We start from the raw sequence: 16,429 nt of genomic DNA on the forward strand, positions 1-16,429 counted from the left end.
TCTTTTCCCTTATTTTTGCCCCCTGAAAACAGGGGCGTGTTTCATTTTTACCCCACCAGAGGGTGGGCAATGAACACTACCGAACTTGTAAAGAGATGATTTTTGAACTGAAAACAACAGACAGCGGCAGCAAAGCGCGTGCAGGAGTGATCACTACCGGCCATGGCGTTATCGAAACACCCATTTTTATGCCGGTAGGTACAGTAGGCAGCGTGAAGGCTGTAACGCAGGAACAGTTGCGTACAGACATCAATGCTCAGATTATACTGGGTAATACCTATCACTTATACCTCAGACCCGGTCTGGAAGTACTCTCCAAAGCCGGTGGATTACATAAATTCAATGGCTGGGACCGTCCCCTTTTAACCGATAGCGGTGGTTACCAGGTATTTTCCCTGGCTGCCAACCGTAAAATAAAGGAAGAAGGTTGCATGTTCCAGTCGCATATAGACGGTTCCCGTCACCTTTTCACACCGGAAAATGTAATGGATATCCAGCGTACCATCGGGGCCGATATCATTATGGCCTTCGATGAATGCCCGCCTTACCCTTCCGAATACCGCTATGCAAGAAAATCAATGGAGCTGACCCACCGCTGGTTAGACCGCTGCATCAAACGCATGGCCGAAACAGAACCGGCCTATGGGCATGAACAAACCCTGTTCCCCATCGTTCAGGGTAGTACCTATAAAGATCTCCGTACCATCTCTGCTACAGAGATCGCTGCCCGCGAATGCGCCGGGAATGCGATCGGTGGCCTTAGCGTAGGGGAACCGGAAGAAGATATGTACGAAATGTGCGGCCTCGTATGCGATATCCTGCCGGCACATAAACCCCGCTACCTCATGGGAGTGGGCAACCCCTGGAACATATTGGAAAACATTGCATTGGGCGTAGACATGTTCGATTGCGTAATGCCAACACGTAACGGTCGTAACGGTATGTTGTTCACCTGGGAAGGTGTCATCAACATCAAGAATAAGAAATTTGCTACCGACTTTACCCCGATAGCAGAAAGTACCGATTGCTTTGCCAGCCGCCAGTACTCAAAAGCCTATCTGCGTCACCTGTTTGCTGCCGGGGAAATCCTGGGTATGCAACTGGCCAGCATCCATAACCTGGCCTTTTACCTGGAACTGGTGAAAGAAGCAAGAAAACAGATACTGGCAGGTACTTTTGCACCATGGAAGGAAAAAATGGTGCCCCAGCTGAAAACAAGGCTGTAGGCATCCGGCCAAATGTTATAGAATTGCTAATAGCTTCTTCTTTATAGCATTTCAGGGCCACCCTTTCATATTATTTATTATTTTGCCTATATATTATGACTAAGATCGACTGGTATATATTACGCAAGTTCATAAGTACCTTCATTTATTCACTGTCAATCCTGCTGGTTATCTCTATCGTGATAGATATAACTGAAAAGATCGATGACTTCATGAACAGTAACCTGTCCTTTTACAGGATAGTGGTAGACTATTACTTTGGTTTTATCCCATATATAGCTGCCCTGTTATTCCCCCTGTTCATCTTTATATCAGTGATCTTCTTCACCTCTAAAATGGCCTACCGTACAGAGATCGTGGCCATTTTATGCAGCGGCGTCAGCTTCCGCCGCTTCTTACGCCCTTACTGGGTAGGTGCTTTTTTATTCGGTGGATTATTATGGGCCGGTAACCGCTGGACCGTACCCACCGCCAACCGTATAAGGAACAAATTCGAAAACGTATATGTAGACAGGAAAAAGGCCCAGGAAAACCTGTATGACAAAACCATGCGTATAGACAGCTTCACGTATGTAACTTTCGGTTCCTACGATCCTAACTATAAAAGCGGAGGAAACTTCCTACTGGAAGATATCCGCGGGCAGGAGATGGACCTGAAAATGAAGGCCGAGCGTATCGCCTGGGATTCCGTCGCAGGAAAATGGAAACTCAGCTTAGTGACCATCCGTACCATCAACGGACTGAAAGAACACTGGATCAACAGCCCGGATACGGCTATAAAGATCCCTCTCCGGCCGGAAGAAATGAAGGAAGAGAAGAATAAAGAGCAGTCAATGACCACTCCGGAACTCAACAAATACATCCACAGGGAAGAACTGAAAGGGGCTGAAGGCCTCAATGTATTGTACGTAGAACGTTACCGCCGTACCTCTTCTGCTGCCGCCGTAGTCATCCTCACCCTCATCGGTGCCATTATCGCATCCAAGAAAGTAAGGGGAGGAAGTGGGCTGCACCTGGCAGTAGGGATCGTGATCAGCGCCAGCTATATCATCTTTTTACAGTTTTCCACGGTGTTTTCTATTAAGGCCTCGCTGAACCCGCTGCTGGCAGTGTGGATCCCTAATGTGATGTTCGGGATCTTGGCTTTCTGGTTGTATTTCAGGGCGCCTAAATAAAAATTCACATTTCTTTAATACATTGCTTACGCAATAAACATATCTTTTAATAATTTGATAGCCAATTGCTTATGATTTTATCAGACTGTACAATCCCTCTTTTACATGATCGGGAACTGTTAAGTTCATTAACAAATCATTACTTTTGACAATCGATCGATTTTTTGTTACTATTACCAAATCAACAGTTTAAAATGGGGTATATAAAAGAAAAATTCAAGGTAAAGGCTGATGAGCTCAACGCTGAAGTAAAAGACCTCGTGAAGAACCATGGCACCAGGAAGATAGAAGACGTTACGCTTGCACAGGTTTACCAGGGAATGCGTGGTATCACAGGTTTGGTTACAGAAACATCCTTACTGGATGCCAATGAAGGGATCCGTTTCCGTGGTTACTCCATTCCTGAATTACGTGAAAAAATGCCAAAGGCGCCAAATGGTGCAGAACCATTGCCGGAAGGTTTATTTTACCTGATGCTGATAGGTGAATTACCTACTGAAGCAGACGTTCAGCATTTATCCAGCCAGTGGGGCCGCCGTTCACATGTACCCAACCACGTTTTTGATGCTATCGAAGCATTGCCTGTAACCACTCACCCTATGACCATGTTCACAGTAGGGGTAATGGCCATGCAAACAGAATCTGCTTTTGCAAAAGCCTATGGAGAAGGGATCAATAAAAAAGACTACTGGAGCTATATGTACGACGATGCAATGGACCTCATTGCCCGTCTGCCACGTGTAGCCGCATATATCTATCGTCGTAAATATAAAGGTGGTAATCATATTCAGCCAAACGGGCTGCTGGACTGGGCTGGTAACTTTGCTCACATGCTGGGTTACTCAGACGAAGGGTTCAGAGAACTGATGCGCCTGTACATGACCATTCACGCAGACCATGAAGGTGGTAACGTGAGTGCACACACCACCCACCTGGTAGGTTCTGCCCTCAGCGATGCTTACTTATCATTCGCAGCCGGTATGAACGGCCTTGCAGGTCCGCTGCATGGTCTGGCTAACCAGGAAGTGATCAAGTGGATACTTAGCATGCGCGAAGAACTGGGCGGCGGTATCCCTACCAAAGAACAGATCGCTGATTACGTAAAGAAAACATTGTCAGAAGGTAAGGTAGTGCCAGGTTATGGTCATGCCGTACTGCGCAAAACAGATCCACGCTTTACTGCTCAGATGGAGTTCGCAAAAAAACACCTCGCAGACGATGAACTCGTGAACATCGTTTGGCTGGTATACGAAACAGTACCACCAATCCTGGAAGACCTGGGTAAAGTAAAGAACCCATGGCCTAACGTAGATGCACATTCCGGGGCCCTGCTGGTACATTACGGAATGGTAGAATACGAATTCTACACCGTACTGTTTGGCGTTTCCCGCGCACTGGGCGTACTGGCTTCCCTCTGTTGGGACCGTGCATTAGGTTTCTCTCTCGAAAGACCTAAATCCGTTACTACAGAATGGATGAAACAGTTCGTAGAAGGAAAAGTAGAAGCAGAATAACTGATATACTATCAAATTATAGAAAGGTAAATGGCATATGCTATTTACCTTTTATTTTTGTACCCGAATAATACGATCATCACAACCGTCACTTCCATATTATCCAATCCGATAGAGTACCTGAAAGGCGTAGGCCCCCAGAAAGGAGAACTGCTGCGTAAAGAGATCAACCTGCATACTTTCAGAGACCTGCTGGATTATTTTCCATTCAGGTACGTAGACCGTACCAAAGTGGAAAAGATCATCAGTCTGCATGCGCAGATGGATTACGTACAGATAAGAGGACGTATCACCCGTCTGGAAGTGATGGGAGAGAACCGTGCTAAAAGACTCGTTGCTACCCTCAAAGATGAAACAGGGGAGATGTCACTGATCTGGTTCCAGGGATGGCAGTGGATGGAGAAATCATTACAGCTGAATGTGGCCTATCTTGTGTTTGGTAAGCTCTCTCTCTTTAATGGTTACCTGCAGATGTCCCATCCGGAAATGGAACTGCTAACCGGAGAAACCGTGACCGGCAAACAGTTCCTGGAGCCGGTGTATTATACTACCGAAAAACTGAAAGCCCGCGGCCTTACCGCCAAAGCGATCGGTAAGCTCTCCAAAAACCTGCTGGAGCAGATGTCGCCGAATGAAATCCAGGAAAACATCCCCAAACCGGTATTAGAGCAATACCGGCTGATGGACCGCTCAAAGGCGTACTTCAAAATCCATCTTCCTGCGGGAGAAGAAGATGCACAGCAGGCCAGGCGTCGCCTGAAATTCGAAGAACTCTTCCTGGCACAGATCAGGATCTGCCGCCTTAAAATAAGAAGGCAGCAGTCGTCTCACGGGTTTCTCTTCAACCTCGTCGGCGATACATTCAATACCTTCTATAACGAACACCTGCCCTTTACACTCACGGGTGCGCAAAAGCGCGTACTGAAAGAGATCCGGCAGGATACCGTAACAGGCCGGCAGATGAACCGCCTGATACAGGGAGATGTGGGTAGCGGTAAAACAATGGTAGCATTGTTAACCATGCTGCTGGCAGTAGACAATGGCTTCCAGGCCTGTCTCATGGCCCCCACGGAAATATTATCACAGCAGCATTATAAAAGCATTTCAGAACTATTGGAGAAAATGCCGGTAAGAGTGGCATTGCTCACCGGTAATGTGAAAGGAAAAGCACGTAAACAGATTCTCAAAGACGTGGCATCCGGAGAAATCCACTTGCTGATAGGTACACATGCCCTGCTGGAAAACCAGGTGGAATTCCGTAACCTGGGAATGGCAATTGTGGACGAACAACACCGTTTTGGTGTGGCACAGCGTGCCCGGCTGTGGCAAAAGAACGTCATGCCACCACACATCCTGGTAATGACGGCTACGCCTATCCCGCGAACACTGGCCATGACCGTCTACGGAGACCTCGATGTTTCCGTGATCGATGAGCTGCCACCCGGCCGTAAACCGATTACTACCGTACATCGTACAGAATTCCAACGCCCCCAGGTAATGGACTTCATCAGGGAAGAAATTCAAAAAGGTCGCCAGGCATATATCGTATACCCGTTAATTGAAGAATCGGAAACCCTGGACTACGAAAACCTGATGAAAGGATACGAAGAAGTGAAAGCCTTCTTCCCGGAACCCAGGTTTTATATCAGCATGGTACACGGACGCCAGCCCGTGGCCATGAAAGAAGCCAACATGCACCGTTTTGTGACCGGAGATACGCAGATCATGGTGGCTACCACCGTGATAGAGGTAGGTGTAAACGTACCCAATGCATCCGTGATGGTGATTGAGAGTACCGAACGTTTTGGCCTCTCCCAATTGCACCAGCTGAGGGGCAGGGTAGGCAGGGGAGCGGAACAGTCTTTCTGTATCCTTATGACAGGCAACAAACTGGGTCATGATGGTAAAGAACGTATACAGGTAATGGTGCAAACCAACGACGGTTTCCTGATTTCAGAAAAGGACATGGAATTACGTGGACCGGGAGATATCGAAGGCACCCGCCAGAGTGGACTACTTGATCTGAAACTGGCTGATATTGTGGCCGACAGGGCCATTCTGGAAGCCGCCAGAGCCAGCGCAGAGAAAATTTTACAGGAAGATCCTGATCTTACTATGCCGGAAAATCAGCCCTTACAACAATTTTTGGCTGCACAGCTGGGAAAATCTCAGTGGAGTAAAATTTCCTAACCTCTTTTTACGTTTATTATATAATCCACCCCGGTTAACTGGTATAATAAAAGCGCAAACTTTAAACTCCGGCCTGATTTAAGCATCTAAAAATCAGGTGGCCGGTTACAGGGTCTTTAAATCGTAAATAATGCTAAGGTTGGCGCTGTTATTGCGGTAACAATTGTACCATCATCTGCGTTTATAAGTAATAATAACTTGTTTTCCAGGACAAAAATTAAATCTATTCCGTTGAATTTTACTTTCCCTATAGGCTGTTTAGCTTTCGTTTTTTCGCTGTTTACCAGCGAACAGGCTGTGGCACAGGCGCAAACGCAGACGTTTTATGATAATACGCCTTTGCAGTTCACAGAGAATAAAGGGCAGTGGAGCGGTGACTTTTTATACAAGACAGATATGGGAGGCGGCGCCGCTTTTTTAAAGCGTACCGGTTTTGTATTTGTACTACAGGATAAAGCCGACTTTGAAAAGCTGACAGAAAGAGTACATGGTCACGCAAATCTCAGCGATACCATCATTCACCTCGATCCGTCAGGTGGTTCTTCCTTTAAAGCTGCCAGTTCTGTCACTACTACTGCCGCTTCTGCAGCCGCTCCCCAGCCGGGTGTGATGCCAAACGTAAAAGGGCATGCTTATGAAGTAACATTCCTGAACGCGGCTGCCAATCCGCAGATAATACCTGATAAAGCGGCAGATAGTTATGCCAATTATCTCATCGGAAATGATAAATCCAAATGGGCCTCTAACGTAAAATCTTATCAGCTCGTTAATTACAAATCATTATATCCTGGTATAGATATGCAGGTGTATTCAGAATCATCTGTATTGAAGTATGACCTCATCGTGCAACCTGGTGCAGATCCTTCCCGGATCCTGCTGCAATACACAGGTGTAGATAAAATGGAGATCAAAAAAGAGCAGCTGGTCATCACTACTTCTGTAGGTACAATCACGGAACAAATGCCTTTTGCTTACCAGTATATTGATAATCAACGTGTATCCGTAAAGGTTTCTTATGCGTTAAGTGGTAATAAACTGCATTTTAAGGTGTCTGGTAAATATAATGACGCCTATCCGCTGGTCATAGATCCTTCTTATATCTTCTCCACCGTATCCGGTTCCAAAGCGGATAACTGGGGTTTTACCGCTACTTATGACGGACAAGGCTGCCTCTATGGAGGTGGTATCGTCTTTGACGTTGGTTATCCTACTACTACCGGTGCTTTACAAACTACTTATCAGGGTGGCAGTTTCGATATCGGTATCAGCAAATTCTCTTCCAACGGACGTAGTCTGCTCTATGCTACCTACGTAGGTGGTAACGGCGCAGAACAGCCGCATAGCCTGTTCGTGGATGCCGCAGGCGAGTTAGTGATCTCCGGAAGAACAACTTCAACTAATTATCCGGTTACTAATACTGTAGGTACCAGGGGCCGCTGGGATATAGCCATCACTAAACTGAATGCAGCAGGTTCCGGTATTGTCGGTTCCCTGATTATTGCCAGTCCGGATGATGATGCCGTAAATATCAACGAAGACCGTAAAACAGGTACTTCCGTATTACTGCGTAACTACGGGGATGACGCCCGCAGTGAAGTGGTCATCGATGGTGCCGGTAATATCTATGTAGCCAGTTGCACACGTTCTGCTAATTTCCCGGTAACATCGGGTGTTTTCCAGCCAACTTTTGGTGGTTCACAGGATGGTGTAGTGATGAAAATAGATCCTACCTGTAATAACCTGGTATGGGCCAGTTATATCGGAGGCAGCAAAGAAGATGCGGCTTATGTGCTTGCTTTGGATGGCATGAACAGCTTATATGTGGCAGGAGGTACTGCCAGCAGCGACTTCCCGATAAAAGGCAGTCCAATATACAACAGTTACCGCGGAGGTGTTTGTGATGGTTTTGTTGCTCATATTTCTACAGATGGTAAAACGTTATTGCAGAGTACCTATATGGGTTCCAGCAGTGCTGCGGCAGACCAGGTATATGGCGTACAGATGGATGCCAAAGGCTTTGTTTATATCATGGGTACAACGGAAGGCTCCTGGCCGAGTGTGCAGCCTACCGGCACAACTACTTTTTACAACGATAATTCCAAACAGTTCATTGCCAAGTTGCAACCCGACCTGTCTGCATTTGTATATACCACTACCTTCGGTAAGGTAGCATCCACGCCAAGTATCTCTCCGGTAGCCTTTCTGGTAGACCGTTGCGAGAACGTGTATGTATCCGGATGGGGTGGGGGTATCAATACTGCTTTACATTATTCTAATTCCAATACTGCCGGTTTACGTACAAAGAACGCTTTGCAGAGTACAACTGATAGTCAGGACTTCTACTTTTTCGTATTACAGCGCGATGCTACCGATGTGCTGTTTGCCAGTTACTTTGGTGGTAATGGTACTTACGAACACGTGGATGGTGGTACGAGCCGTTTTGACCGTAACGGTGTAATATACCAGGCAATCTGTGCATGGTGTCCAAGTGGTAACTCCGAATTCAGGCCCCGTTACCCGACTACACCGGGTGCGTATTCTACTACCCAGCCTAAAGATTGTAACCTGGGCTGTCTGAAAATTGCGTTTAACCTGGATGGTGTAAAAGCAGGTATCAAAACAATAGACAGGAAAACGAATTACTGCGTACCTGCCGATATCACTTTTATAGATACTACGGGAACACCTGCAGTGACCTGGACATGGAATTTCGGGGACGGTTCTGCCCCTGTATCCGGTACCAGCGATACTATCAAACATACTTATGCTGTTGCAGGGGATTATACGGTGATGCTGGTAAAATGTGATCCTGCCAGTTGTAATGGTTGTGATACATCCAGACTGTTGCTGCGTATCCGTACAGACGAAGCGAAATTCAATATGACGGCTACCAGGCAACCACCCTGCCAGTCGCTGAGTTACTTATTTGATCTTATCAGTACACCGCCAAAACCTTATCAGTCCAATTCATTTGTACTTAATTTTGGGGATAATACAGCGCCTGTTACAGTAGGCCCTGCCAACTTCCCATATGCACACCAATATGCAGTGGAAGGAGTATACAATGCCACGCTGACACTGGTGGACAGCAATTATTGTAATGCACCGCAAACAGATACGGTTACCTTACGTGTAGCCGCTAATGTGGTCCCTTCCTTTGTAGCACCGGACAGTTCCTGCGTACCTGCCACCATTACATTTGAGAATACCAGTAAAGGCGGTGAAACCTTTGCCTGGGATTTCGGTGATGGCAGTACCTCTACAGATGTAAGCCCTACGCATGTTTACATGAATGCGAATGCTTATACTGTTAGTCTGATCGTAACAGATAATAATACCTGTAACAAAATAGACAGTATCAAGAAGGTGATAAACGTATTCCCGCCACCAACGGCCGACTTCAACTATTCACCGACCAAGCCGGTAGAGAATACGCCAATAAGTTTCCTTAACCAGTCTTCTCCTGATGCAGTCAGCTACATCTGGGAATTCGGTGATGGTAACGGATCTCACGAAACCAACCCTGTTTACCAGTATAACAAAACAGGCGTATATGATGTATACCTGATCGCTACTAACCGTACCGGATGTACGGACACCGTACACAAACAGGTAAGTGCAATTGTAATACCTTTGTTCGATATCCCTTCCGCTTTCTCACCAAACAGGGACGGAGTGAACGATGTATTCCTGGTGAAGGGTTTTGGTATTGCCAAGTTTAGTATGAAAATATTTAATCGCTGGGGTCAGCTGATGTTTGAATCAAATGATCCTGCTGTAGGATGGAATGGGATCTCCAAGGGAGCCCTTCAGCCTATGGATGCATATGCCTATGTAATCAACGTAGAGTTTAGTGACGGCACTACAGCTACCAAAAACGGAAGTGTAACCTTGTTAAGATGACGGACATGAAGCAGATTGTAAAATACATAGCCGGTTGTTCAATGCTGCTCATTGCAGCATTGCAGGGCAGCGCCCAGGATCTGCATTTCTCGCAGTACTTCAACTCGCCGCTTACTACCAATCCTGCCAACACAGGATTTATCCCGGATGGTAATTACCGGATCGGTATCAACTACCGCGATCAGTGGGCCAGCATTCCTGTACCTTATAAAACGATGTCTGCATTCGGAGATTTCCAGTTGTTCCGCGACAGACTGGAATATGGCTGGGTAGGTGTTGGGGGTGTGATCCTGCGCGATGTGGCGGGTACCGGTAATCTTACTTCCACCAAGGTATATGGCTCTGTTGCCTATCACCAGTTGCTGGGACAAAGCAGTTTGTTATCATTAGGTTTTAATGTGGGGTCCGCCAGTAAAAGGGTAGACGTTACAAAACTCACATTCGGCGACCAGTGGAATGGAAAGTTCTTCGATGCGCAGGTGCCTACGGCAGAACCTTTCGACCAGACAAAGGTCAGTTATTTCGATATGCAGGTAGGGATGAACTACGCATATTTCCCTACGGAAAACATTTATATCAATGCCGGTGTGTCGGTACAGCATATCAACAAACCAAGAGAAACATTTTATGCTTCTGATAATCAGATATCACGTCGCGGTATTGTTTTTCTGAACGCAAGTCTGAAAGTAAGTGATAAAGTGATCCTGAATCCTTCTGCGTATTACTCAAGACAGGCCAACTCCAATGAAACAGTATTTGGTGGTAATGCTGCCTACAATCTTTCCGGAGACGGCGATAAACAGTTATATGGTGGTCTCTATTACCGTATGCATGACGCCGCAGTATTCCTGGTGGGTTACCAGTTATCAAATGTAAAACTGATGTTCAGTTATGATGTCACCACCTCCTCAATAGCCCAGGCCAATAACCGGCGTGGTGCTTATGAAATAGGCATCGTATACACAGGGATTTATCCTAACCGCAGTTTCTCCAATGCGAAGAGAGCTGCATTGTGCCCTTCATTTTAACAACGTGCATTAAAGAAGAAATAAAACCATTTTAAAAGGAGAAGTATGAAACGTTTATTGTTATGTTTGTTATTGTTAACTGCAGTACATCTCGCAGAGGCTCAGTATTATAAAACAGGAGATACTACTACTACTACTACAAACAGCAAGAAAAAAATCGATCCATCCCGTCTTATCATAGGAGGATCACTTGGATTGGCATTCGGAGATTATACTAATATCAATATTTCTCCATTAATCGGATACCGCATTTCCCAGTTATTCGCTGCAGGTATCAATATTAATGCACAGTTTGGTTCAGAACGCTTAAGCAATTACAACAATGTAACCATTCAACGCAACCAGTATACGATCTTTGGAGGAGGTGTATGGGGTCGTGTATACCCGGTTGATTTCCTGTTCATACATGTACAACCTGAGTATAATGCAGTAAGCCTGAAAAGCACTTATTACGATCCCAAGACTGTAGTTAAGGATCACTACGGTGTACCCAGTCTGTTGATGGGTGGTGGTTATTCACAACCGGTAGGTGGCCGTGCAGCTTTCAGCATCATGGCATTGTATGATGTATTGCAGGATAGCAGATCTCCTTACCAGAACGGACTAATATTAAGGATAGGAGCCAGTTTAGGCATATAAAATCCAATGTTGTTTAGTTAAGTAACAACACATAACAGGCCCCGTGTTTGACCGGATGCCGGTGCATGAAGTGCTGCTGCCAATTCCTGATTTTATTGTGATGGTGCATCGCACCATCACAATAAAACACAGTAAAGAAGTTTACGGAGTAATCGTCTCTATACTGCCATCCTCATTATAATGTAACTCAGTGACTTTTACATTACGCAGGTACGTTTTACCGGACAGCTGAACATCATGATAAAAAAGGTACCATTTTCCGTCTTTCTCAATAATAGAGTGGTGGCTGGTCCAGCCTTCAACAGGTTTTAGTATGACGCCTTTATATGTAAATGGTCCATAAGGATTATCGCCAATGGCGTAGCACAGTTGATGAGTGTCTCCTGTGGAGTAGGAGAAGTAATATTTACCCTTGTATTTGTGTACCCATGATGCCTCAAAAAAACGTTTATCATTATCTTTCTCTTTAAAGAGATCACCCTTTTCATCGACCAGCTTTATCTCTTTCACAGGGGTGGCAAAACTTTTCATGTCAGGCGAAAGTTGAGCCATACGGGGTAATATGGCCTGATCATTGGGTTTGCGGTTGCCTTTTGATGAGTCATATTGATTATTGTTCCAACGTTGTAGTTGTCCGCCCCAGATACCACCAAAGTATAGATAGTATTTCCCGTCGTCATCGCGGAACACACAGGGATCAATGCTATAGCTGCCTTTAATGGGTGTTTTTTCTGCCTTGAAAGGGCCTTCCGGTTTGGAGCTGCTGGCAACACCGATATGAAAAATATCCTGACTGTCCTTCACAGGAAAAAAGAGGTAGTAAGTATTATTGGCAAAGGCAGCATCCGGTGCCCACAACTGACGGTGTGCCCATGGAATATTTTTTATATCAAGCGCTACTCCATGGTCTGTAACATGCCCACCAACTGAATCCATAGAAAGCACATGGAAGTCTCTCATATCGAAATGGCTGCCAAGATCGTCTTCAGGTACGCCGGTAGCAGTATCGTGTGAGGGATAGATATAAATTCTTCCGTTAAATACATGGGCAGATGGATCTGCAGTGTAAATATGCGTGACAAGCGGTTGGGAAAGATATTTTTTTTCCGGGCTTTTGACGGTTGTTGTATCCGTCGTCTGCTTTGGAGCGGATTGATTGCAGCTGTAAATTGTGCCTGCTGCAATAAAGGTAAATAGATAACGTAAGGAATTCATATGTTGTGTTTTTTAGAGATTCAGATTTTTAGTAATGTCATAAATGGTAACCTCCCGCTCGTTTGTCATAACTGGAATTTAGACGCATATAAAGCTAAACTAAACTTTTTTTAAAAAAAATCTACACAATCGGTTGCGTTTTTCAAAAATGTCCTTACTTTAGCCCCCGAAAGAATAGTGCGACTAGTTTGTCAGGCCCAGTATATGATAATACGCCTGTATTTTATCATATTCAGAATTTAATAATATTCCAGTTTGAAAACAATATTTTCTTCCAGACAGAAGAGTAATAATGCCGTTTTTAATACAATCGGTTGCGTGATTCCATGATTATTTTTAAACTCTTAATTCCCCTTGTTATGAAGCCTTTGCCAGGAGCCTTTTTTCGAATCTGTTCGGCTCCCAAAAAACTTTTGCTTACCGTAATTTTATTTCCGGTCTTTATCATTGTAAACGCTCAAAGCAGTAAACCCATACAGGGTAAGGTTACTGACGATACCGGGCAACCACTGTCAGGCGTTACGATAGCCGTGAAAAATTCCAATCGTGGTACCGTTACGACTGCTGATGGTACTTATAAGATCAATGCTTCGGCCGGTGAGACACTTACTTTTACCTTTATAGGGCATACAACGGGTGAACGCACGGTAGGCACCGGTTCTCAGTATGATATCAGTCTTGCACCTCAGTCTCAGTTATTGGAGCAGATGGTAGTAATCGGTTATGGCAGCCAGCGGAAAAGTTCATTAACCGGTTCTGTTGCGTCTGTAAGTAGCAAAACCATCAATGAACTTCCTGTAGCAAGTGTACAACAGGCATTGCAGGGCCGTGTAGCAGGTGTAACCGTTACCAATAACGGTACACCGGGTTCAGACCCTATCGTAAGAATCAGGGGGATCAGTTCTATTAGTTATGCATCGGATCCGCTGTATGTGATTGACGGCTTTCCTACTTCCAATCTTGCCAATTTCGACAGCAAGGATGTACAGTCTGTTGAAGTATTGAAAGATGCAAGTGCCGCCGCAATTTATGGCTCAAGGGCTACCAATGGGGTGGTTATTCTTACAACAAAAAAAGGCAGCAGGGATGGTAAGCCACATTTCAATTTTGATGCTTATACCGGTGTGCAGTCTGCCTGGAAAAAGGTAGACCTGTTGAATACACAACAGTACCTGTTGTATGAAAGAGCGCTGAATGGTGCTGCCGGTATTGCTAAACCACCCAGGCTGGAAGATGCTGCTTTTAATCAACCCATTTACGCGGGCGCTTCACAAACATATGCGCAAACAAATACCGACTGGCAGGATGCCTATTTTAAGAGCGGTCTTATTGCACAAACCAATTTATCCGTGAATGGAGGCAATGAAAAGTCCCGCTATTATATTTCCGGTGGTTACTTTAAACAGGATGGTATCACAGAGGGCGTGAATTACCAACGGGGTAATTTCAGGATCAATTCCGAACATAATCTCAGCAAGGTGTTTACATTAGGACAGAACCTCTTACTGTCCTATTCGAAACAACGCTATGATAATACCTCGGGTAACAGAACCCGTATCGCAAACGTGGTAAGAGCGCTTCCTTACCTGCCGGTGCATGATCCAACCACACTGGGTGGTTACCGGAATGCGGAGAACAGTGTAGATGGTGCTGACCCCACCAATCCCGTTGAAGATGCATTGCTTTTAGGAGATGCACACCGTCAGGTGTTTAAACTGCTGGGAACTGTATATGCGCAGGTAAACTTCACGCCCTGGCTTAATTTCAGATCCACCTTCGGTACTGATTATGTAACACAATTCCAGCACGAGTTTCTCCCTATCTATAATGACAAGGGAAGGAGTTCCACCGTTGCTACCATCACTGATCAGCGGGCTAACAGAACTACCTTATTATTCACGGAGCAATTAACTTTTGATAAAACATTTGGAAAGCATCATGTAAATGCGGTGGCTGTTTTTGAAAGACAAGGTGCACAGAACTTCGGTGAATCACAAAAAGGAAATCAAAGTACAAATGATATAGAAACATTTGTGGGTGCAACCAATGTGTCTTCCTACTCATCCAGAACAGCATCGCTTATTCAGTCTTATATCGGCAGACTGAATTATGACTTTGCCGGGAAATACCTGTTGAGTGGTGCAATCCGCCGTGATGGTTTATCCATATGGGCGCCAGGTCGTAAAATTCAAAGTTTTCCTTCCTTTTCTGCAGGATGGAGACTGGACCAGGAGGCTTTCATCAAACCTGTTACTGCTATATCTGAATTAAAGTTAAGAGGCGGTTGGGGCGTTACCGGTTTAAATGCGATTGGCGTTTTCCCTGCCTTGCAAAACTCCATTCTTAACAATGAATATCCATGGCAGGGAGTCGTTCAGGCCAATGGAGCCAGCTATCCTTTTGGTAATACCCTCACCACAGGAAATGCTTCGTATTATAACCAGCTGGCCAGCAGCGATCTCGAATGGGAAAAAACGAAGCAGGTGAATATTGGTTTTGACCTCGGTTTGTTCAATAACAAAATAACATTAACGGCTGAGTGGTATCGCAGGCAAACAGATAATCTTATCCTCACGATTCCCACACCTGGTAGTTTTGGCTTTGCCGGCACAGGTTCAGATCAGAATGCTGCATCGATGAGAAATACGGGTATTGATATACAGTTGGGTTATAACAAAACATCAGGTGCCTTTACATGGAATCTTAATGGGAACATTGGCTTCATCAGAAACAAAATTTTAAGCCTTAATACATCCAGTGCGACCATTGATGCGGGATCAGACGCAGATTTCGGCAATGGAAATATTACACGTACTATTGCAGGACAGCCCATTCAGTCCTTTTATGGATACGTAGTAGACGGTATCTTCCAGAGTCAGGATGAGGTCAATAAAGCCCCTGTGCAATTATCAGGTACTAATCCTGCAAAATCAACCTCAGCAGGAGATATCCGGTTCAAGGACCTGAATAAAGATGGAAAAATAACTGCAGACGACCGGACTTTCCTGGGTTCTTATGTCCCCGACTTTACTTATGCACTCAATTACAGCGGTGCGTATAAAAATTTCGATATATCGCTCTTTTTTCAGGGTGTACAGGGCAATAAAATATATAACGGTACAAGAGTACTGCGGGAAGGAATGGCACGCTTGTTTGGTGCCGGAACAGAAGTACTGAATGCATGGACGGTTGATCATACCAATACCGATATTCCAAGAGCTATAAGCGGAGATCCTAATCAGAATGCCCGTGTATCAGACCGCTGGATAGAGGACGGTTCCTACCTGAGACTAAAGAATGTGATCATCGGATATAACATCCCCCAGTCGGCTTTGCGTTCGTTAACAAAGGGGACGATCAATAGTTTCAGGATGTACATCTCTTCTCAGAACCTGCTCACATTTACCCGCTATAAAGGCTGGGATCCTGAAATAGGTTCGAAGAATACAACGCTTACAAATGGTATCGATTATGGACAATACCCGTCCGCAAGGTCTTTTCAGTTTGGCCTGCAGGTAGGTTTTTAAAAAAGAACAATC

9 protein-coding genes are annotated in these 16,429 nt (G+C 45.2%); 8 read left to right on the forward strand and 1 reads right to left on the reverse strand.

The annotated features are described in order from the left end of the window. The first annotated feature begins 95 nt into the window (after positions 1–95). The 7 genes from tgt (at position 96) to GO495_RS01930 (ending at position 11,675) form a co-directional block, all read left to right on the forward strand. Positions 96–1,226, forward strand: coding sequence for a tRNA guanosine(34) transglycosylase Tgt (gene tgt / locus GO495_RS01900; protein ID WP_157298010.1), 1,131 nt, complete (start codon positions 96–98; stop codon positions 1,224–1,226). 95 nt (positions 1,227–1,321) lie between these two features. Next, entirely contained in the window at positions 1,322–2,401 is a 1,080-nt protein-coding gene (locus GO495_RS01905; RefSeq protein ID WP_157298011.1) for an LptF/LptG family permease, read from the forward strand. A 194-nt stretch (positions 2,402–2,595) separates the two neighbouring features. Further along, positions 2,596–3,915, forward strand: a complete 1,320-nt coding sequence (locus GO495_RS01910) for a citrate (Si)-synthase, eukaryotic (RefSeq protein WP_157298012.1) — start codon at positions 2,596–2,598, stop codon at positions 3,913–3,915. 30 nt (positions 3,916–3,945) lie between these two features. Next, complete coding sequence (gene recG / locus GO495_RS01915) at positions 3,946–6,105, forward strand: ATP-dependent DNA helicase RecG (RefSeq protein ID WP_157298013.1); 2,160 nt, start codon at positions 3,946–3,948, stop codon at positions 6,103–6,105. A gap of 231 nt (positions 6,106–6,336) precedes the next feature. After that, a complete protein-coding gene (locus GO495_RS01920; RefSeq protein ID WP_157298014.1) occupies positions 6,337–10,008 on the forward strand; it encodes a T9SS type B sorting domain-containing protein in 3,672 nt (1,223 codons plus the stop codon). A 5-nt stretch (positions 10,009–10,013) separates the two neighbouring features. Beyond that, entirely contained in the window at positions 10,014–11,036 is a 1,023-nt protein-coding gene (locus GO495_RS01925; protein ID WP_157298015.1) for a PorP/SprF family type IX secretion system membrane protein, read from the forward strand. A 45-nt stretch (positions 11,037–11,081) separates the two neighbouring features. Continuing rightward, positions 11,082–11,675, forward strand: a complete 594-nt coding sequence (locus GO495_RS01930; protein ID WP_157298016.1) for a hypothetical protein — start codon at positions 11,082–11,084, stop codon at positions 11,673–11,675. A 141-nt stretch (positions 11,676–11,816) separates the two neighbouring features. Here the strand turns inward: GO495_RS01930 and GO495_RS01935 are convergent, their stop codons facing one another. Continuing rightward, complete coding sequence (locus tag GO495_RS01935; protein WP_157298017.1) at positions 11,817–12,890, reverse strand: glycoside hydrolase family 43 protein; 1,074 nt, start codon at positions 12,888–12,890, stop codon at positions 11,817–11,819. Positions 12,891–13,303: 413 nt separating this feature from the next. Between GO495_RS01935 and GO495_RS01940 the strand changes: the two genes are divergently transcribed. After that, positions 13,304–16,417 (forward strand): SusC/RagA family TonB-linked outer membrane protein, encoded by a 3,114-nt coding sequence (locus GO495_RS01940; protein WP_240915128.1) that lies wholly within the window; start codon positions 13,304–13,306, stop codon positions 16,415–16,417. Positions 16,418–16,429 lie beyond the last annotated feature (12 nt).

Source organism: Chitinophaga oryziterrae, assembly GCF_009758125.1.
GTDB classification, from domain to species: Bacteria; Bacteroidota; Bacteroidia; order Chitinophagales; family Chitinophagaceae; genus Chitinophaga; species Chitinophaga oryziterrae.

Bases quoted from the DNA above. Each gene is read 5' to 3' on its own strand.
- tgt (WP_157298010.1), top strand. From the start codon at position 96: ATGATTTTTGAACTGAAAACAACAGACAGCGGCAGCAAAGCGCGTGCA.
- GO495_RS01905 (WP_157298011.1), top strand. From the start codon at position 1,322: ATGACTAAGATCGACTGGTATATATTACGCAAGTTCATAAGTACCTTC.
- GO495_RS01910 (WP_157298012.1), top strand. From the start codon at position 2,596: ATGGGGTATATAAAAGAAAAATTCAAGGTAAAGGCTGATGAGCTCAAC.
- recG (WP_157298013.1), top strand. From the start codon at position 3,946: ATGGCATATGCTATTTACCTTTTATTTTTGTACCCGAATAATACGATC.
- GO495_RS01925 (WP_157298015.1), top strand. From the start codon at position 10,014: ATGAAGCAGATTGTAAAATACATAGCCGGTTGTTCAATGCTGCTCATT.
- GO495_RS01930 (WP_157298016.1), top strand. From the start codon at position 11,082: ATGAAACGTTTATTGTTATGTTTGTTATTGTTAACTGCAGTACATCTC.
- GO495_RS01935 (WP_157298017.1), bottom strand. From the start codon at position 12,890: ATGAATTCCTTACGTTATCTATTTACCTTTATTGCAGCAGGCACAATT.